The organism is Deltaproteobacteria bacterium (genome assembly GCA_029210625.1).
Classification (GTDB): domain Bacteria; phylum Myxococcota; class Myxococcia; order SLRQ01; family SLRQ01; genus JARGFU01.
This window is the reverse complement of record JARGFU010000015.1, coordinates 60,801-78,873: the sequence shown is the minus strand read 5'-3', so window position 1 is coordinate 78,873 and position 18,073 is coordinate 60,801. Positions and strand designations below refer to the sequence as shown.

General features: G+C 71.3%; 13 protein-coding genes. 10 read left to right on the top strand and 3 right to left on the bottom strand.

Going from position 1 to position 18,073, the window contains the following annotated elements; all coding sequences use genetic code 11:
- Positions 1-373 precede the first annotated feature (373 nt).
- The 4 genes from P1V51_15305 (at position 374) to P1V51_15290 (ending at position 2,711) form a co-directional block, all read left to right on the top strand.
- On the top strand, positions 374-718 hold the full coding sequence (locus P1V51_15305) for a helix-turn-helix transcriptional regulator (protein ID MDF1564410.1): 345 nt from the start codon (positions 374-376) through the stop codon (positions 716-718).
- 102 nt (positions 719-820) lie between these two features.
- Entirely contained in the window at positions 821-1,720 is a 900-nt protein-coding gene (locus P1V51_15300) for a hypothetical protein (protein ID MDF1564409.1), read from the top strand.
- 78 nt (positions 1,721-1,798) lie between these two features.
- Positions 1,799-2,269, top strand: a complete 471-nt coding sequence (locus P1V51_15295) for a hypothetical protein (protein MDF1564408.1) — start codon at positions 1,799-1,801, stop codon at positions 2,267-2,269.
- A gap of 31 nt (positions 2,270-2,300) precedes the next feature.
- Positions 2,301-2,711 (top strand): hypothetical protein, encoded by a 411-nt coding sequence (locus P1V51_15290; GenBank protein ID MDF1564407.1) that lies wholly within the window; start codon positions 2,301-2,303, stop codon positions 2,709-2,711.
- A 9-nt stretch (positions 2,712-2,720) separates the two neighbouring features.
- On the opposite strand, the gene P1V51_15285 is transcribed toward P1V51_15290, so the two are convergent.
- Complete coding sequence (locus P1V51_15285; GenBank protein MDF1564406.1) at positions 2,721-4,814, bottom strand: serine/threonine-protein kinase; 2,094 nt, start codon at positions 4,812-4,814, stop codon at positions 2,721-2,723.
- On the bottom strand, positions 4,811-6,235 hold the full coding sequence (locus P1V51_15280) for a HAMP domain-containing sensor histidine kinase (GenBank protein ID MDF1564405.1): 1,425 nt from the start codon (positions 6,233-6,235) through the stop codon (positions 4,811-4,813). The genes P1V51_15285 and P1V51_15280 overlap by 4 nt, the downstream gene beginning before the upstream one ends.
- A 188-nt stretch (positions 6,236-6,423) precedes the next feature.
- Here P1V51_15280 and P1V51_15275 point away from each other — a divergent pair, with 188 nt between their 5' ends.
- From P1V51_15275 to P1V51_15255, 5 genes are all read left to right on the top strand, one after another.
- Positions 6,424-6,762, top strand: coding sequence for a P-II family nitrogen regulator (locus P1V51_15275; GenBank protein ID MDF1564404.1), 339 nt, complete (start codon positions 6,424-6,426; stop codon positions 6,760-6,762).
- A 209-nt stretch (positions 6,763-6,971) separates the two neighbouring features.
- Complete coding sequence (gene glnA / locus P1V51_15270; GenBank protein MDF1564403.1) at positions 6,972-8,390, top strand: type I glutamate--ammonia ligase; 1,419 nt, start codon at positions 6,972-6,974, stop codon at positions 8,388-8,390.
- Between the two features lie 224 nt (positions 8,391-8,614).
- Complete coding sequence (locus P1V51_15265; protein MDF1564402.1) at positions 8,615-8,944, top strand: TRL-like family protein; 330 nt, start codon at positions 8,615-8,617, stop codon at positions 8,942-8,944.
- 397 nt (positions 8,945-9,341) lie between these two features.
- Positions 9,342-13,178, top strand: coding sequence for a hypothetical protein (locus P1V51_15260; GenBank protein MDF1564401.1), 3,837 nt, complete (start codon positions 9,342-9,344; stop codon positions 13,176-13,178).
- A complete protein-coding gene (locus P1V51_15255; protein ID MDF1564400.1) occupies positions 13,175-16,417 on the top strand; it encodes a hypothetical protein in 3,243 nt (1,080 codons plus the stop codon). Before P1V51_15260 ends, P1V51_15255 begins: the two co-directional genes overlap by 4 nt.
- Here the strand turns inward: P1V51_15255 and P1V51_15250 are convergent.
- The gene (locus P1V51_15250; GenBank protein MDF1564399.1) at positions 16,404-17,789 is read right to left on the bottom strand and encodes a hypothetical protein; all 1,386 of its coding nucleotides are present in this window, start codon (positions 17,787-17,789) and stop codon (positions 16,404-16,406) included. The two genes, P1V51_15255 and P1V51_15250, sit on opposite strands and share 14 nt — an antisense overlap.
- Positions 17,790-17,863: 74 nt before the next feature.
- Here P1V51_15250 and P1V51_15245 point away from each other — a divergent pair, with 74 nt between their 5' ends.
- Positions 17,864-18,034 (top strand): DUF5989 family protein, encoded by a 171-nt coding sequence (locus P1V51_15245; protein MDF1564398.1) that lies wholly within the window; start codon positions 17,864-17,866, stop codon positions 18,032-18,034.
- The last annotated feature ends 39 nt before the right edge of the window (positions 18,035-18,073 follow it).

The following is an 18,073-nucleotide window of genomic DNA, read 5'->3' as shown; positions in this document are numbered from 1 at the left end:
TCGGACATGGGTATAAATACCCATTGAGGAGATGGTGATGGATGGGACCGGGTCGGCGACAAGCGACAAGCAAGTGCGCGCATCGCGGTGGTGGCGGACGATCATCCTTGCGTGACCTCGGTGCTGGAGCCCTTGCTCGCGAAGGCGCTGGACTTCGATGAGATCATCTGTGTCCAGAGCGCTGAGGACGCTGTGGAGGTGGCCACCGTGCACGAGGCCTCGCTCTTGCTGGTCGACCTGAAGATGCCCCGGCAGGGTGGCCTCTGGGCCATCCGGACGTTGCGCAGGACGCAGCCCGCGACGAAGTCCGTGGTGTACACCGGCCTCGATCATCCCGACCTGGTGACCTCCTCCCTTAAGGCCGGCGCCGCTGGTGTCGTACACAAGGCAATCCCGATGGAGGACCTGGTCGAGTCCCTGCGAGCGATCCTCGAAGGAACGATCACCGTCCGGCACCGTCCGGTTTCGAGGCGAGCGGCGGCTCGTCGAGACGGATGCGTTCGTCAGCCTCACCCCGAGGGAGGAGGAGGTCTTCGGCCGGCTGGCCAGGGGGTGGACGAACCAGCAGGTGGCTCGAGCGCTGGTGGTGAGCGAGAAGACCGTCGAGTCGCATCGAGCCACGCTGCGCCAGAAGCTCGGCTTCGCGGACCGGCGGGAGATGGTCGAGCTCGCGCGCCTCTGGGGCCTGCTCGCGATCGACGATCGGGAAGAACCCTGAAATGAGTGCACGAGAATCAGGGTTTCCCCGAGAGACTGCAGCGGGAGGGCTCTCTAGCCTCCAGGGCGTCGTATCGACCTCAACGCCATCTTGGAGGCTCTCATGAGAAAGACAATGGTTCTGTTCGCGGTTTCAGGACTTCTGGGGATCAACCCTGCGGCCATGGCCGCGGAGTTCGACGGGGAGACGGAGCTCGTCTTCGGCGAACCCGGGCAGGTCACCTTCGACGCCACCGAGCTCAAGACGGTCTTTCCGGCACCGGAGAAGCCGCTGGAGTTCGACACGTGGCACGACTTCTACGCCTTCTCCGAGGAGCACCTGAACGCTGCACCGCTGATGCGGGAAGGATCTCAGATCGGGATCGAGCTGGCCTTCGAGATGATCGGTCAGGGCTACATCCCCGACGAGAAGACGGAGACCCTCTTCGCGGTCGGCAACCCGGTCACGGCCTTCCTCTCCGGAAAGGCGGGCTACATCATCGTGGGTGGGCAGCAGTTCTGCCTCGCGGAAGACGACTGCGAGGCCGGCGCGGGTCTCGCAGCCATGATGGCGACACCCATGGCGCTCTTCGACGAGATCGACACGCAGGTGGCCTGTGATGGGGAGCAGGAGAACTGCGCGGAGTTCCAGTCCGTGAACCTCCATCGATCCTGGAGGCACATTGCCCGCGGCAGCACGACCCAGACCCGGGGCGGGTATCAGGCCAACAGCCGCTTCTGCTGGAGATTTGGGTTCATTCCCTGGGCCTGTTCGGAGCCCACGGGCGAGCACGAGCTCGAGTCTCGCGTGAGGCTCTGTGATGGCACGGGATTGGCCATCTTCGACAGGCCCCTGTGGGGACAGAATGAGCCGAGGGTGCAGTTTGGCTTCGCCGCGTACTTCTTCGGGTTCGAGCCGGCCGAGCGACTGGTCGGCACATGGTCGAGCCATGAGTCGAGGGGCACGACCTTCACGTTGGATGGGGTGACCAGCGCTGGAACGCAATGGTGCGCCCCGTTCTAGGGGCTTCGAGGGTCGATCGGGGGACGGGCGAACCAGGCCGCACCCCGGTCGGCTCTCTGCAGAGGAGGACGGAGAGAGATGGTCGGATCATACGGGTCGACTCTTCGGGTATTGGGCTTCGCAGCGGTGCTCATGGGCCTGTCGGGGGGATGCGGCACCGAGAGAGATCTCGACTACTGCGTCTACTATCAGTATCGCTACGTCGGGGATCTGGACATCAGTCAGGCCAGTCTGCTGGCCAGATATACAGCACCGGAGGATCGTCGCTTCGGCGCTGGGTGGACCGCCCCGGAGTTCGTCGACCAAGTACTGTCTGGCGCGGTTATCGAGTACTCCTGCCATTCGACCTATGAGCCCGTGGGTGATCGGCCGGGCTACACGGCCTTTGCGTGGCTGGACCTGGACAGGGACGAAGAGGCGGCCTGTCTCGAAGACTACTTCTCTCCCGAGTGCGAGCCCGATCCCGGGGATCCGCAGGGCGGCATGACCTTCACCCTGCTGGGGAGCGGCCAGGATACCCATCTGACGATCGTCATCGACGACCCTTGAGGTGCAGATGACTCGTGCGCGGTATTTCTTGATGCTCGTTCTGGTCGTGGCGTCGGGCTGCGGTCCGGGAGAGGACTGCGACACCTTCCGGCTCGAATACGAGGGGGTCCATGAGCTGGGGACCGCCCCACTGATCTTCTGGGTGCAGTACGAGAGCGGGGCGGAGCAGCAGGAGATCATCGAGCCCTCCCGGGTGAGCAGCGTGCTTCCCGGGACGGTGGCCGAGGTCTGCCGTGGTCCGGTGGAAGAGAGTGAGTTCGTCCCGGTGGCGCTGTCGATCGCCTGGCTCGATCTGGCGGGCGACGAGGTTGCGCTCTGCGAGGCCGATCCCTTCGGGTCAACCTGCGTGCCCGGCGACGAGGATCCCTTCGGGACGCTGCCCTTCACCGAGCGCAGCGGCTACGGCGAGGCCGAGCGGGTGATCGTCCTCGAGGACCGCTGACGCCGGGCTTCAGCCGTCCCGCCCGACGAGCTGCTCGAGCTGCCAGGCGGTGAGCTGGACCTCCTTCTCGGCGGCGGCCGCCCGGCGCTTCAGGCGCAGGACGAAGATGCAGGCGGCCACGACGATGCCGGCCTGGGTGACCACCAGGAAGGCCATGGTGGGCAGGGGCGGGAAGTCCATCATCCAGGGGAGGATATTGATGACGCCGTTCTGGATGGCGTAGCTCGCCGGCAGGATGCCCATCATCTGCAGGACCGCCGGCACCACCACCGCGGCGACCCCGGAGAGGGCGACCAGCCACTCCTTGTCGTTCACCGAGGTGAGGTAGGAGACGCTGTTGGAGACCGCCAGCATCGGCACCAGCACCAGGGGGCCGAACATCACGCTGGAGATCCCCACCGTGCTCGCGGTGAGCAGGAGGTGGCCGAGGGGCAGCTTCAGCCCCGGCGGCCGCCAGAGGAAGTAGGCGGTGTAGGCCGCGCAGGCGGCCATGGCGCCCGCGAGGGTGAAGAGCGCGGGGTAGGAGCGGATGCCCATCCACAGGGCGATGAGCACGAAGACGGAGATGCCGAAGTAGCCGGCCACCGCCGTGCGGGCGCCCATCATCATCGCCTCCCGGGCGCCGGCCTCCAGGGCCTTCTTCGCCTCCGGGGGCACCACCTTCGGGGGGGAGGTGAGCAGCTCGAAGAGCAGCTCGCGGGCCGCCTCGAGGTCCGGCGCCAGGGCGAGCGCCCGGCCGACCTGCTGGAGGGCCGCCCGCCGCGCCTCGAGATCGTCGGCGCCGCTCGCGGCGGCCGCGAGGGTCTCCCGGGCGTGCGCGAGGTGCTCCCGGGCGGCCTTCTGCCGCAGGGTCGCGTCCCGCTCGCCGTCGAGGAAGGCCTCGAGGGTGCGGGCGATCTCCCGGGCGCTCGCGGGTCGATCCGCCGGCTCCTTGCGGGTCAGCTGCCGGACCAGCTCGGCGAGCTCGGGGGCGACCTCCACCTCGTCGGGGAGGCTCGCCCCGTCGACCTTCATCGTCGAGTAGAGGAGGGTGGGCAGCTCGCCGCTGCCGTGGAGGGGCAGCCCGCAGAGCGCCTCGTAGAGGATGGCGCCGAAGGCGTAGAGGTCGGCGCGGGCGTCGACCTTCGAGGCGTCCGCGACCTGCTCGGGGGCCATGTAGCCCGGCGTGCCGAGCACCTCGCCGGCGCGGGTCTTGCCGTCCGCCTCCAGGGAGACCGGCTGCTCCTCCTCGCCGAGCTTGGGCAGGTCCTCGGAGCCGAGCACCCGGGCCAGGCCCCAGTCGAGGAGGAAGACCTCGCCGTACTCCCCGATCATGATGTTCTCGGGCTTGAGGTCCCGGTGCACCACGCCGCGGTGGTGGACGTAGTCGAGGGCCAGCGCCACCCGGGAGAGGATGTCGAGGACCTTGCGGGCGGAGAGGCGGGCGGCGCTGCCCTCATCCGTCCGGCTGGCGAGCACCTCCGCCAGGCTGCGGCCGCGGACCCGCTGCATCGTGAAGTAGGCCGCGCCCCGGTCGTCCCGGCCCAGGTCGTAGACCGGCACGATCGCCGGGTGCTCGAGCTGGCCCTGCACCCGGGCCTCGCGCAGGAAGCGCCAGATGGCGCCCCGGCTCTGGCCCGCCTCGCTGGTGGGCGCGTGGGCCGTCTTCAGGGCGACCGCGCGGCCGACGATGCGATCCTGGTGGAGGGTGACCACCCCCATGCCGCCGCTCCCGAGGACCCGCGTCTGCTGGTAGCGCTCGTCGAAGCTGCCGGCCTGCAGGAGCGAGTCCTCCGAGCCCGCGTCGACCTCGCCCTCGCCGGCCGGGGTCGCCCGCACCTTTGGGGTGGCGAAGGCTCCCTCCGCGAGGGTGGGCTGGGAGTCGAGGCGGGCGCGCTGGAGGGCCGCCTCGTCCGGCACCGCGACCATCGGCGAGGTGCGGATGTGGTCGTCCTCGGCGCCCAGCGGCACCTGCCGCCAGCCAGCGGGCGCCGGCCCCGGCGAGGTCGACTCGTCGTCGCCCCCGGTGTCGGCCCCCTCCTCGAGCCTGCGATCTCTCTCGTCGGCCAGGTCGCTTCCCTCCCCTCGGGGAACATGGAACGCCGAGCGGGCCCCTAAGATCAAGCGCCGCGGGTGGCCGCGGGGAGCGCCATCACGAAGCGGGCGCCGCCGCCCTCGGCCTCCTCCACCCGGACCTCGCCGCCGTGGACCTTGGCGGTCTTGGCGACCAGCGCCAGGCCCAGGCCGCTGCCCTTCTCCTTGGTGGTGAAGAAGGGCTCGAAGATCCGCTCGCGCTTCTCCTCGGGGACGCCCGCGCCGGCGTCCTCCACCGCCAGCAGCACCCGCGCACCCTCCCGGTGGGCGCGCAGGCGCACCACCCCGCCCTCGGGGCTGGCCTGGATCGCGTTGCGCAGGAGGTTCAGGACCGCGCGGCGCAGCAGGCTCGCGTCGACCCGCACCACCGCGTCCTCGGCGGCGTCGAGCTGGAGCACCACCTCCCGCTCCTGCGCGCTGGGCCCCTCGATCTGGGAGAGCTCGAAGAACATCTCGCCCAGGACCAGGTCGGCCAGCTCGGGCTCGCGCTCGCGGGCGTAGTCGAGGAACTCCTCGACCAGCTTCGCCAGGTGCCCCAGCTCCTTCCGGATGCGGGCGACGTGGGCCTTGCGGTGGTCTCCCGGCTCGAGCTCCTCGTCGAGCAGCCCCGAGAAGAGCTCGATGCCGCCCAGGGGGTTGCGCACCTCGTGGGCGATGCCGGCGAGCATCATCTGCAGCTCGCGCTCGCGCGCCTCGAGGCTCGCGCGCATCTGCTCCAGGCTGCGCCCCAGGCTGCCCAGCTCGTCCACCCGGCGGGGCGGATCGACCGGCGTGGCCAGGTCGCCCTCGCCGATGCGCTCGGCGGCGGCGGCCAGGTCCCGGATCGGCATCGCGATGAGCCGGGTGACCAGGACGGCCAGCAGCGCCATCACCGCCAGGCCCACCAGGCCGATGGCGCCGAAGGCGTTCCGCAGCCGGTCGAGGTCCGCGTAGAAGGCCGCCGTGCCGTCCACCAGCACCGCGCCGACGACCCGCTCCCCGTCGCGGACCGGGGCGTAGCCGCTCTTGTAGGGGAGCCCATCCGAGCCGGTGAAGAGCACCTTCGAGGCGGTGGCCTTGCCGCCGAGGGCGCGCTCGACCTCCAGCGAGTCCCGGGAGAGATCGGGGATCGGCGTGCCGATGGGGTAGCGGCCGTCGGTGTCGCAGAGGGCCAGCCCCTCGGGGTCGAAGAGGACCAGCCGGCGCACGCCGGTGGCGTCCCGCACGGCCTGGAGGGTGGTGGTCAGCCGCCGGTGGGTGCGGCTCTCCTCGTCGCCCGCCTCGAGGAAGGTCACGTCGGCGGGCCGCAGACCCGCGGCGGCGGACTGGGCCACCGAGGCGAGGCGCTTGCCCAGGGAGCGCTCGAGGGCCCGGGCCGAGAGCTGGTGGGCGAGGACCGCCATGCCCGCGAGCAGCAGGGCCGCGGGGAGGAGGGTCGTGAGCAGCAGTCTCGTGCGCAGAGAGAGGCGCATCGGGAGGAGGATACCCCGGAGTCCGTGTTGGCTGTGAGCTACGAGCCGCGAGCTGCGAGCTTGGCCGACTCGCGCCCCAGCCGGGAGCCCACTTGCTCGAAGCTCATAGCTCGCAGCTCGTAGCCTCGTCGGGCTGGCAAGAGTCTTGCTAATCGCCCGGAGGCCACCTCAACGCTCCGAGGCCCCGAATGAAGAAGATCGAAGCCATCATCAAGCCCTTCAAGCTCGACGACGTGAAGGAGGCCCTCCACGAGGTGGGCGTCCAGGGGATGACCGTGACCGAGGTGAAGGGCTTCGGCCGCCAGCGGGGACACACCGAGATCTACCGGGGCGCCGAGTACGTCGTGGACTTCCTCCCCAAGGTGAAGGTCGAGGTCGTCGTCCCCGCCGAGCTGGTCCACCTGGCCATCGAGGCCATCGAGCGGGCCGCCAAGACCGGGCGGATCGGCGACGGCAAGATCTTCGTGACGCCGGTCGAGGAGGCCGTCCGGATCCGCACCGGCGACCGGGGCGACGCCGCCCTCTAGCCGACAGCTGACAGCTGATAGCTGCCGCCTGCTCGCATGGCGGGCACTGCCCAAGATCCGAGCAAAGGACTGCTTGTCGTCTGGGCAACGAGGTCAGCTTCAATGAAGCCCTTGGTGTCCCAGTCCAGCGAATCCGCCCGAGCCACGTTGGTACGCCCCTTGCCAGAGAGCGCCCCGACTTCCTCCCCATCACCGCAAGGATCCCAGCGATGCCCAAGACCCCCAAGGACGCCCTCGACCTCGCCAAGAAGATCGACGCCAAGTTCGTCGACGTGAAGTTCCTCGACTTCGTCGGCCTCTGGCAACACTTCGTGCAGCCCGTCGATCAGATCACCGAGGACACCTTCGAAGAGGGCCTCGGCTTCGACGGCTCCTCGATCCGAGGGTGGGCGGCGATCCACAGCTCCGACATGCTGGTCGTCCCCGATCCGGACACGGCGATGGAGGAGCCCTTCGCCCGGGAGTCGACCCTCTCGCTGATCGGCAACATCGTCGATCCGATCACCAAGGAGGCCTACAGCCGCGATCCCCGGAACATCGCGATGAAGGCCGAGAAGTACCTCATCTCCACCGGCATCGCCGACACCGCCTACTTCGGCCCCGAGGCCGAGTTCTTCATCTTCGACGACGTGAAGTTCGACCTCGGCCCCAACTTCGCCTTCTACGAGGTCGACTCGAACGAGGGGCGCTGGAACACCGGCCGGGACGAGGGCCCGAACCTCGGCTACAAGCCGCGGCACAAGGAGGGCTACTTCCCCGTCGCCCCCACCGACCAGCTCAACGACCTGCGCAACGAGATCTGCCTCGAGCTCGCCAAGGTCGGCATCGAGGTCGAGCGGCAGCACCACGAGGTCGCCACCGGCGGCCAGGCCGAGATCGACTTCCGCTTCCGCTCGCTGACCGAGATGGGCGATCAGCTGCAGTGGTTCAAGTACATCGTGAAGAACGTCTGCTGGCGTAACGGCAAGACGGCGACCTTCATGCCCAAGCCCCTCCACGGCGACAACGGCTCGGGGATGCACACCCACATCTCCCTCTGGAAGAACGGCAAGCCCCTCTTCGCGGGCGACCGCTACGCCGGCCTCTCCGAGATGGCGCTGCACTTCATGGGCGGCATCCTCCACCACGCCTCGGCGCTCACCGCCATCACCAACCCCTCGACCAACTCCTTCAAGCGGCTGGTGCCCGGCTACGAGGCCCCGGTGAACCTGGCCTACTCGAGCCGGAACCGCTCGGCGGCCCTGCGCATCCCGATGTACTCGCCCTCGCCCAAGGCCAAGCGGGTCGAGGTGCGCTTCCCCGATCCCACCTGCAACGGCTACCTCGCCTTCGCGGCGATGATGATGGCCGGCCTCGACGGCATCGAGCGCAAGCTCGATCCGGGCGAGCCGCTCGACAAGGACATCTACGGGATGACCCCCGAGGAGCTCAAGGACGTCCCCTCGGTGCCCGGCTCCCTGGCCGACGCGCTGATCGCGCTGGAGCGGGACCACGAGTTCCTGCTGGCCGGCGACGTCTTCACCGAGGACGTCATCAGCACCTGGATCAAGTACAAGCGCGAGAACGAGGTCGACCCGGTCCGCATGCGGCCGCACCCCATGGAGTTCGCTCTCTACTTCGATGTGTAGTGGGGGGAGGTCCTCTCCCCCCACACCCCCCAGCTCGTGAACGGGTTTCGGGGACCGCTGCCCTCCGCCGGCTGGGCGCCGCCTGCGGGCGCTTCTTCCGGGGGAGGTAGAGGCGTTGCATCGGGATCCACCCCGTGCCAACGTCCGGCCGCCGAGGCGCGCCGATCCGTCCGGATCGGGCGCGCCTTCGGCCAAGAGACTCTTTCGAAGACAGGAGCAAACTCATGCGCAAGCTCGTTCTGGCCGTCGCGGCCGTCGCTCTCTTCTCCACCGGCTGTGCCGGCCTCTCCTTCATGAACCGTGGTGTCGCGATGGGCACCCTCTACGTCGACGAGACCGGCTCGCCCGCGATGGGCACCACCGACAACGACGTGGGCACCAAGGTGGGTGAGGCCTGCGCCTCCTCGATCCTCGGCGCGGCCGTGATGGGCGACTCCAGCATCCAGACCGCCGCCAACGCGGGTGGGATCACCAAGGTCGGCACCGTGAACCACCACTACACGAACATCCTGGGCCTCTACGCGAAGTATTGCGTGATCGTCACCGGCGAGTAGATTCACCGCATTCGTTGTACCGGGTGAGCGATCACCCGAAGAGTTGAGGCCGCCCAGAGACCCCGGGAGGGGGTGGGCGGCCTCTCTCGTTTGGCGTGGTTCCTGCCATCGGCCTTTTCGTTTCCGTCCCCGTCCCCGTCTCCGTCGCCGTCTTGTCCCGGGGATCGTGGGGAGGCGACTCGAGCCAGGGGAAAAGACGGGAACGGGGACGGAAACGGGAACGGGGACGGTGAGCGGGGCCGCTTGTGAACGCGGTTTTCGGCTGCTAGCGTCATCCTCTGAAGCCGTACTTCAGAGGAGGGCAGGGGGCTCGATCCGAGGCCATCGGTATGTCCGGTCGGGCAATCGAACCTGTTCCCCCTAGAGGCGGCAGTTTCGCGATCTCGAGGTGAAGCAAATGGGTCGATTCCTCCTCCCCCTGCTGGCCGCCCTGGCCCTGCTCAACGTCGCCGCCTGCGGCGGCAAGGGCGACACGCCCGACGGGGGCTCCGACGCGGGCACGGACGCTGGCGGCTGCCAGATGAACACCCAGTGTCCGGCCGCGCGGCCGATCTGCGAGGTCGACACCGCCACCTGCCGGGCCTGCGCGAGCGACGCCGAGTGCGGTGCGGGCTTCGTCTGCGAGGCGGCGGGCTCCTGTGGCCTGCCCCCGGCGGTCTGCGCCACCGACAACGACTGCCTCGGCCAGCCGGGCCGCACCCACTGCGATCCGGCGCGGGGCACCTGCGAGGCCTGCACCTCGGACTCCCACTGCACCGGCATCGGCCAGATCTGCGATCCCACCTCCCGCACCTGCACCGCGCCGCCCTCCTGCGTGGACGACACGACCTGCACCGATCCGGCCCGCCCCCGCTGCGAGGTGGGCTCGGGCCTCTGCGTGGCCTGCGTCCAGGACGACGACTGCAACGTCGCCGCCCGGCAGACCTGCGCCCTCTCCACCCACACCTGCGCCGACTTCGTGCCCTGCACCTCGGACGCCGACTGCGAGGGCTCGCCCGAGGGCGCGCTCTGCGACACCGCCACCGGCGACTGCGTGGCCTGCCGGGGCGACGCCGACTGCATCGCCGGCACCGGCCGCACCTGCGACACCGCCCGGAACCTCTGCGTGGGCGGCAACCGCTGCATCGACGACGGCGGCTGCGTGGGCCTGACCAACGACGTCTGCGATGCCCGCCTCGGCTACTGCGTCGAGTGCCTCGGCGGCAGCGACTGCGCCGATCCCGGGGCGACCTGCGACGTGCCGGCCCGCCTCTGCCGGGATCCGCTGCCTTGCCTCAACGACGCCGAGTGCACCGGCGCGCCCCTCACCGTCTGCGACACGGGCACGGGCTTCTGCGCCGAGTGCCTGAGCGCCGCCGACTGCGGCAGCCCCGAGGCCGTCTGCGTGGGCGGCATCTGCGACGCCGGCCCTCCGGGCGGCGGCCGGGCCGGCTCGGCCTGCACCCAGTTCACCGACTGCGAGGCGGCCAGCGCCCTGCCGGCCGATCAGTACAACTACTACTGCCTCGAGCCCGACGACTACGTGATCCCCTGGAAGTGGTACGAGGGCTACTGCCTGGGCTTCTGCAACAGCCAGAGCGAGTGCCCCGCGGGCACCACCTGCCTGGGCGGCGCCTGCTGGGACGCCTGCACCGCCGACGCCGAGTGCCGGGCGGGCTACAGCTGCCAGCCCCTCCAGGCGGGCGGCGTGGTGCGCAGCATCTGTGCGCCCGAGTGCGACGCGGCCCTGATCTCCCAGCTCGCCTGCGTCACCGACCGCGACTGCCCCCTGGGCATCTGCAACCAGCAGACCGGCTTCTGCGGCTGCTCGCCGGTGGGCGGCCCCTGCGTGGGGCCGGGCTCCTGCCGGTCCGACGCCGGCTGCATCGGCGAGACCGACGCCAACGGTGACCCCACCGGCTGGCCCGGCGGCTACTGCATCGTGGTGGACTGCGATCCGCCGGCCGTCCCCTGCCCGGCGGGGAGCTCCTGCTACACCCTCCCCGGCGACGTGAACGCCTGCCTGCCCGACTGCGATCCGAACGACCTCGGCTCCTGCAGCCGCGCGAACTACATGTGCGCCGAGGTGGACCGCTACATCGTCGGGGGCACCTGCCAGTCGAGCGCCGACTGCAACGCCGTGGCCCCCGACTGCTTCGGCGCCAGCCCCGGGGTCGTGGGCACCTGCATCCGCGCCTGCGGCAGCGACGCCGACTGCGCCACCAGCCAGGGACACGTCTGCCGCAACTTCCAGGATCAGGTCTCCCTCTGCGCCGACCCCTTCCAGCGGGGCGCCTGCTACCCGGGCTGCTCCACCGACAGCGACTGCGGGGTCTGCACCGCCGACGCCGACTGCCAGCTCGGCCAGGTCTGCTCCGGCTCGCGCTGCCGCACCCCCTGCTCGAGCGACGCCCAGTGCGGGGTCGGGGCGGTCTGCGCCGGCGGGCTCTGCACCATCGCCTGCGGCGCGGACCTCGACTGCCCCCGCGGCTCGGCCTGCGCCGGCGGCGGCTGCACCGTGCCGGCCGTGACCTGCGACGCCGTCGCCCGCCGCTGCGACGCGCCCTGCGACGGCGACCTCGACTGCGACCGCAGCCGCAGCTGCGATCTGACGAGCCAGAGCTGCTTCACCGCCTGCTCCGCCGCCAGCGACGACTGCGGCCCCGCCGGCCGCTGCGATCCGGCCCTGGGCGAGTGCGTGCCCGACTGCCGCATCCTCGGAGAGATCTGCACCCCCGACACCTTCTGCGACTTCGACACCGGCGCCTGCCAGCCGCGCTGCGGCACCTTCGGCAGCGGCACCTGCACCGCGCCCGAGATCTGCGACCTGCTGACCGGCGAGTGCGTCGAGACCTGCTCCAGCCTGCTGGGCACGGCCTGCACCAGCAGCACCGAGTGCGGCACCGACCAGGTCTGCTGGCTCGGCAACTGCGCCGATCGTTGCGAGGACGACAGCCAGTGCGGGCCCGAGCTGATCTGCCAGTACAGCTACGCCTGCTCTCCCTGCCCCACCAGCCGCTGGCGCTGCGACGCCGGCGGCACCGAGCTCTGCGTCGACTGCAACACCGACAACAACTGCAGCTCCCGCTCCTACTGCGACGTGGGCGGCACCTGGGAGTGCCTCGAGCGCTGCGGCGGCGTGAACGGCGGCAGCCGCAGCTGCAACCCCGGTGAGGTCTGCGACATCGGCGGCGGCGGGCTATGCAAGCTGCCCTGCGCCATCGACGCCGACTGCCCGGACGCGGCGCGCCCCTACTGCGACACCGGCAGCGGCCTCTGTGGCGCCTGCGCCGACGACAGCCACTGCGTGGGCGACCCGGCCGGCGAGGCCTGCGATCCGCTGACCCTGACCTGCACCGTCTGCGCCGACGACGCGCACTGCCTCGATCCGGCGCTCCCGGCCTGCGACGCCACCGTGCCCGCCTGCGTGGAGTGCACCGACGCCACCCACTGCACGGGCCACGCGAACGGAGAGCTCTGCGAGCCCACCAGCCAGACCTGCGTCGAGTGCCTCCTCGACGCCGACTGCCCCTCCATCACCCCGCTCTGCGACCCGAGCACCTTCACCTGCCTGCCCTGCACGGCCGACGCCGAGTGCGCGGCCGGCGAGCTCTGCCACTTCGCCATCAACGGCGGTGAGTGCCACGAGCCCTGCGGCCTCGTGGCCGGTCAGGTCTCCGGCGAGGCCAACATCGACACCGGCAACGTCGGCTTCGTCGACGCCGCCGGGGCGCCCGCGAACTTCAGTCACTTCCGCGGCAGCAACGACGTCTGGGCCTACACCCTCGATCCGGCCAGCGCGGGCGCGGAGACGGCGACCATCGACCTGCTGATCTTCGGCCTCTCGGTGCCGGCGGGCTCGACCGTCACCGGCGTCAGCGTGGAGATCGAGGCCTCCACCGACGGCGACCCGGCGGCCGGCGGCGACCAGTGGAACATCCGGGGCGTGCTCCTCGCCTCGGGCGGCCGGATCGGGACGCCCATGAACATCGCCACCCCGCTCACCGCCACCGACACCGTCCACACCCTCGGCGGGAGCACCGAGCTGTGGGGCCTCACCCTCGGCGAGGCGGACGTCGCCGACGTGAGCTTCGGCGTGCGGCTCATCCTGAACGAGGTCGGCGGCAGCCCAGACGTGCGCGCCCGCGTCGATCGGGTCGTGCTCATCGTCCACACCAGCATCCCCGGTGGGGCGAATTGTGACACTCTCCTCTCCGGCTCGACCTGCAATCTCACGGAGAACCGCTGCCAGTGATCCGCACCGCCCGCCTCGTCTTCTTCCTGCTGCTCTTCGGGGTCGCGGTCACCACCGAGGGCTGCCGCTGCGGTGATCCCTGCGACGGCGTCACCTGCGCGACGGGCGAGGTCTGCGAGGACGGGGTCTGCGTCTCGAACCCCGACGGAGGCGGCGAGAGCTGCTTCTCGGACTTCGACTGCGCCGGGAAGGTGGGGCGCACCCACTGCGACGGCATCAGCCAGACCTGCGTCGCCTGCCTCTTCGCCGCCCACTGTCCCGACCCCCAGACCCAGATCTGCGAGTCGAGCAACCACACCTGCGTGGCCCGCCCGCCTTGCGCCACCGACGACTCCTGCGCCGACCTGCCGGCGACCCCGCGCTGCGAGGTGGTGAGCGGCGCCTGCGTCTCCTGCCTGGTGGACGACGACTGCCCGGGCAGCCAGCAGGGCTGCCACCCCACCGGCTACTTCTGCCGCTTCGAGCCCTGCTCGGCGGACGCGGACTGCGCCTCCCAGCCGGACGAGCCCTACTGCCACGCGGCGACCGGCCTCTGCCAGCAGTGCACCGGCGACGCCCACTGCGGCGCCGACGAGGTCTGCCGCGACGGCCTCTGCCAGGCGCGGGGTGAGTGCGTCCGGAACACCGACTGCGGCCCGGGCCAGGTCTGCGACACCTCGGGGCTGGCCACCTGCGTGCAGTGCTCGGTCGACCTCGACTGCCGCCTCGGCGGGGTCTGCACCAGCCGCAGCTGCCAGGGAAGCACTTCCTGCACCGGCGACGTCGACTGCGACGCACCCCGCCACTGCCAGCTCGCCCTGGGCCTCTGCGTCGAGTGCCTGGACAACGCCCACTGCCGGGCGGGCCAGACCTGCGCCGCCGACGGCACCTGCTCGGCGCCCGCCACCTGCTCCTCCAGCGCCCTCTGCCTCGAGGGGCAGAGCTGCGTCTCGGGGCAGTGCCGGGCCGCGACCTGCAGCGACGACGACCTCGAGCCGAACGACACGCCCTACGGGGCGAGCCCGATCCTCCCCGGCGTCACCGCCGGACGCACCCTCTGCCCCAACGACCGGGACTGGTACGTCGCCGACGCCGCGGTGGGCGACGGGGTCCTGGTCGAGCTGGCCTACGATCGCAGCGGCGGGGATCCCACCCTCCTGGTCTGGGCCGGCACCGGCTCGGGCCCCGTGCTCGCCGGCCAGGCGGCCTTCACCGCCACCGGTCAGAAGGTCGAGATCCCCTCCCTCTCCCGCTCCGGCCCCCTCTGGATCGGGGTGCGGGGGATCAACGCCGAGGTCGGCTACGACCTCTCGCTCACCGTGGATCCCGACGGGCTCTGCGACGACGACGCCCTCGAGCCCAACGACAGCTCGGGGCTGCCCACGAACATGCCCCTCCCGCTGGCCGGGCGCAGCGAGCTCGACGCGACCGCCTGCTTCGCCGACGAGGACTGGTTCGCTCTCGACGTGCCCGCCGGGCAGCGCCTCCTGGCCGAGGCGGCGCCGCTGGGCGGGGCCTCCGCCGGCAACCTCATGCTCTCGATCTTCGTCCAGACCGCGGGCGGCAACCTGCAGCTGGTGGGCGGCACCGGCGCCAACACCGCCGAGGCGCCGGCCGCCGGCGCGGATCGCATCCTCCTCATCCGGGTGAGCCAGGTGGTGCCCGGCGCCACCGACTACCACCTGGTGGGCTGGATCCGGCCGCCGCGGCCCGCCAACGACGGCTGCAGCGGCGCGCCCCTGCTCACCGACGGCGCCACCGTCACCGCGACCACCGGCGGCGGCACCGACGACGGCCAGACCCTCTGCGGCGGCGCGGGGAGCGCGGACGTCGTCTTCCGCCTCGACCTGCCCACCGACCGGCTGGTGACCCTCTCCACGACCGGCGCCCTGGACACGGTGCTGGGCCTCCGCACGACCTGCGCCGATCCGGCCAGCGAGCTCGCCTGCAACGACGTGCCCGGCAGCCTCGAGCAGCTCACCGCGCTCCTCCCGGCCGGCGCCTACACGGTCTGGGTGGACGGCTACGGCGGCGCCGAGGGCAGCTTCGACCTCTCCCTCACCACCGCCGATCCGCCCCCGCCCCCGGCCAACGAGGACTGCAGCAGCGCGATCCTCCTCGACGAGTCCCTCGGCGGCGGCAGCGAGAGCGGAGATCTCTCCACCGCCCTGCGCGACCTCGCCGTGAGCTGCGGGCAGTCCGGCGGGGACGCCGTCTACCGCCTGCCCCTCTCCACCGACGCGAGCCTGAGCCTCCAGCTCGCCGGCGCCCCGGGCCTCTCGGTCTCGGTGCGGAGCACCTGCGCGGACGACGGCACGGAGGCAGACTGCGCCGCGGTGGCCGCCGACGGAGGCCCCGGGCTCCTCGACCTCCCCTTCCTCGCGGCGGGGGACTGGACGGTGGTGGTGAGCGGCGGCGGTCCCGCCGGCGGGCTCTACGATCTCTCCTGGGCCCTGGGCTCGCCGATCCCCCCGGCCACCAACGAGGACTGCAGCACCCCCGAGCCCCTGGTCTTCACCGCCGATCAGGCGAGCGTGGCCGGTGACACCCGCAACGCCGCCGAAGATCTCGACGCGGCCTGCGCCCTGCCAGGGCAGAGCGGGGGAGACGTCCTCTACTCCTTCGCCCTCCTCTCGCCGCGCTCGGTCAGCGCCTCCCTCGGGGCCGCCTTCGACGGCGTGCTCGCGCTGCGCGCGATGCCCTGCGCCGACGCCGGCAGCGCGCTCTCCTGCTCGGACCTCCAGACGCCCACCCTCTTCGAGCCCGAGCTGCCCGGGGGCCTCTACTACCTGATCGTCGACGGCTACGACGGCGCCGCCGGGCCCTTCACCCTCGACGTCAGCCTGGGGGCGCCGCTGCCGCCCCCGGCCAACGACACCTGCGCCGCCGCCGAGGTGGTGAGCGTGGCGGGCGGCACCGCGACGGTCACCGGCCACACCTACCGGGGCAGCGACACCCTGGATCCCGTGGGCTGCCTCTCCTTCGCCCAGCCCGGGCCCGAGGTCTTCTTCGCCGTCGACCTCCTCGCCGGCCAGACCCTCACCGCCACCGCCACCCCCGAGGCCGGCCACGACCTCTCGATCTACCTGCTCTCGGGGTGCGACCCGAACGCCTGCCTCGCCGGCGCGGACGACTCGTTCATCAGCCTGCCCGAGACGGTGAGCCACACGGTCGCCGTGAACCAGACCCTCTGGGTGGTGGTGGACAGCTGGTCGGCTACTTCCGAGGGGCGCTTCACCCTCGAGCTCACGGTGCAGTGAGGGCTTCCTCCCGGACGTCCGGGAGATCCGCCTCGAGCCGGTCCAGGGCGAAGGAGAAGTCGTTCGCGTCCCAGCTGGCCTCCTCGAAGTTGCGGAGGTAGCGGTCGCGGTTGATCCACTCCACCGAGCCCGCGGTGGTCAGCAGCTTGAGGCGCAGCCACTTCAGCCGCTTCACCGTGTGCAGGCGGGAGAGCTGCCCCTCGCTGAAGATCTCGACCTCGAGAGCGGGCAGGGCGGCGATCCGCTCGGGGGGCGCGCCCAGCGCCTCGCCGAAGGCCCGCGCGATCCGGAGCGCCAGGAGGCGGTAGCCCCGCAGGTGCAGGTGGCAGGAGTCGATGAAGAGCTCGTCTCCCGGGATGCCGTCGGGGGCGACGCGGCGCAGGTGGGCCTCGAGATCCAGGACCCGCACCCCGGGCCGCCCCTCCCGCTGCCGCAGGAGGCGGTTGAGCGCCGGGCGCGCGCGCTGGATGACCTTGTCCTCCTCGAGGGCGCGCTCATAAAAAGACAGGGCCTCGGCGGGGCTCCCCGAGCGATCGAGGCAGCGGGCCCGCAGGAAGAGGGCGGTGGCGTGGTCCTCACCGGCCCCGGCGATCCGGGCCTCGAGCCGCTCGCACTCGCCGGCCTCGGCCTCGGCCAGGGCCGCGGGCAGGTCGAAGAGCGGCCGGTCGGTGGGGACGTGGTCCCGGAGGTTGGTGGGCACGGTGAGGAGCCACACCGGCACCTCGGCGGCGCCCGCCGCCGCCAGGATCGCGTCCAGGTGCTGCTCGTACTCCTCCACCGTCCGGGAGACGAAGGCGTCGAACTCGTCGCCGACCAGGAAGTCCTCGGCGCCGAAGACCGCTCCCTCGTTGTTGCCCGAGAGGATCAGGAGGGCGTCGGGGGAGCCGGCCTCGAGGACGCCCGGCACGAGCTGGTGCACCATGCTGATCGGCGTGCCGGGCATGGCGAGGTTCACGACCTGCACCGGGCGGTCGGGGAAGAGGTGCTGCAGGTAGGCCTCGAGCCAGGTGGCGATGCCGCCGCGGTTGGGCACCTCCAGCCAGCGGAGGAGGCGGGAGGTGGCGAGCTGATCCCGGTGGACGTAGGGGGAGCCGAAGGCCTGGGAGCCGCCGAAGAGGAAGACGCGCAGCGCGCCCTCGGGCTTCTCCACCTCCCAGGACTGGCGGGCCAGCCCCGGATCGAAGGTGTGGATGCGGCCCTCGCGCTCCTCGAAGAAGACGCCCTCCTCCCTCCGCTGCACCTCGTCGGTCTCCGCCAGCAGGAGGACCCCGCCGATGGCGGCGATCAGGCCGAGCACCAGCAGCAACCACAGGAGCTTCAGGGCCCAGATCAGCGGCCGGCGCAGCAGCGGGTGGAGGCGGAGGGGCGACACGATCGCCCAAGCCTACCTTGCTGGCGGCGCCAGGAAACGATCTGGTAGCGTGGCCGCACCATGGAGCACGAGCGATGAGCAGGCGGCGGTCGAGCATCGTCTGGGTGGCGAGGGACGTCGGCGGCTTCCTCTGGTCCCACAAGAAGTGGTGGCTCCTCCCCGTGATCCTCGTCCTCGCCCTCCTCGCCACCCTCATGGCCCTCGGCGGCACCCCCGCCGCGCCCTTCATCTACACCCTCTTCTGATCTACGGGGGTGCCGCGCACCCCCGCCCCGCCGGCGAAG

Coding starts and splice junctions, on each gene's coding strand:
- P1V51_15300 (MDF1564409.1), top strand. CDS start 821: ATGAGAAAGACAATGGTTCTGTTCGCGGTTTCAGGACTTCTGGGGATC.
- P1V51_15290 (MDF1564407.1), top strand. CDS start 2,301: ATGCTCGTTCTGGTCGTGGCGTCGGGCTGCGGTCCGGGAGAGGACTGC.
- glnA (MDF1564403.1), top strand. CDS start 6,972: ATGCCCAAGACCCCCAAGGACGCCCTCGACCTCGCCAAGAAGATCGAC.
- P1V51_15260 (MDF1564401.1), top strand. CDS start 9,342: ATGGGTCGATTCCTCCTCCCCCTGCTGGCCGCCCTGGCCCTGCTCAAC.
- P1V51_15245 (MDF1564398.1), top strand. CDS start 17,864: ATGAGCAGGCGGCGGTCGAGCATCGTCTGGGTGGCGAGGGACGTCGGC.
- P1V51_15265 (MDF1564402.1), top strand. CDS start 8,615: ATGCGCAAGCTCGTTCTGGCCGTCGCGGCCGTCGCTCTCTTCTCCACC.
- P1V51_15275 (MDF1564404.1), top strand. CDS start 6,424: ATGAAGAAGATCGAAGCCATCATCAAGCCCTTCAAGCTCGACGACGTG.
- P1V51_15295 (MDF1564408.1), top strand. CDS start 1,799: ATGGTCGGATCATACGGGTCGACTCTTCGGGTATTGGGCTTCGCAGCG.
- P1V51_15280 (MDF1564405.1), bottom strand. CDS start 6,235: ATGCGCCTCTCTCTGCGCACGAGACTGCTGCTCACGACCCTCCTCCCC.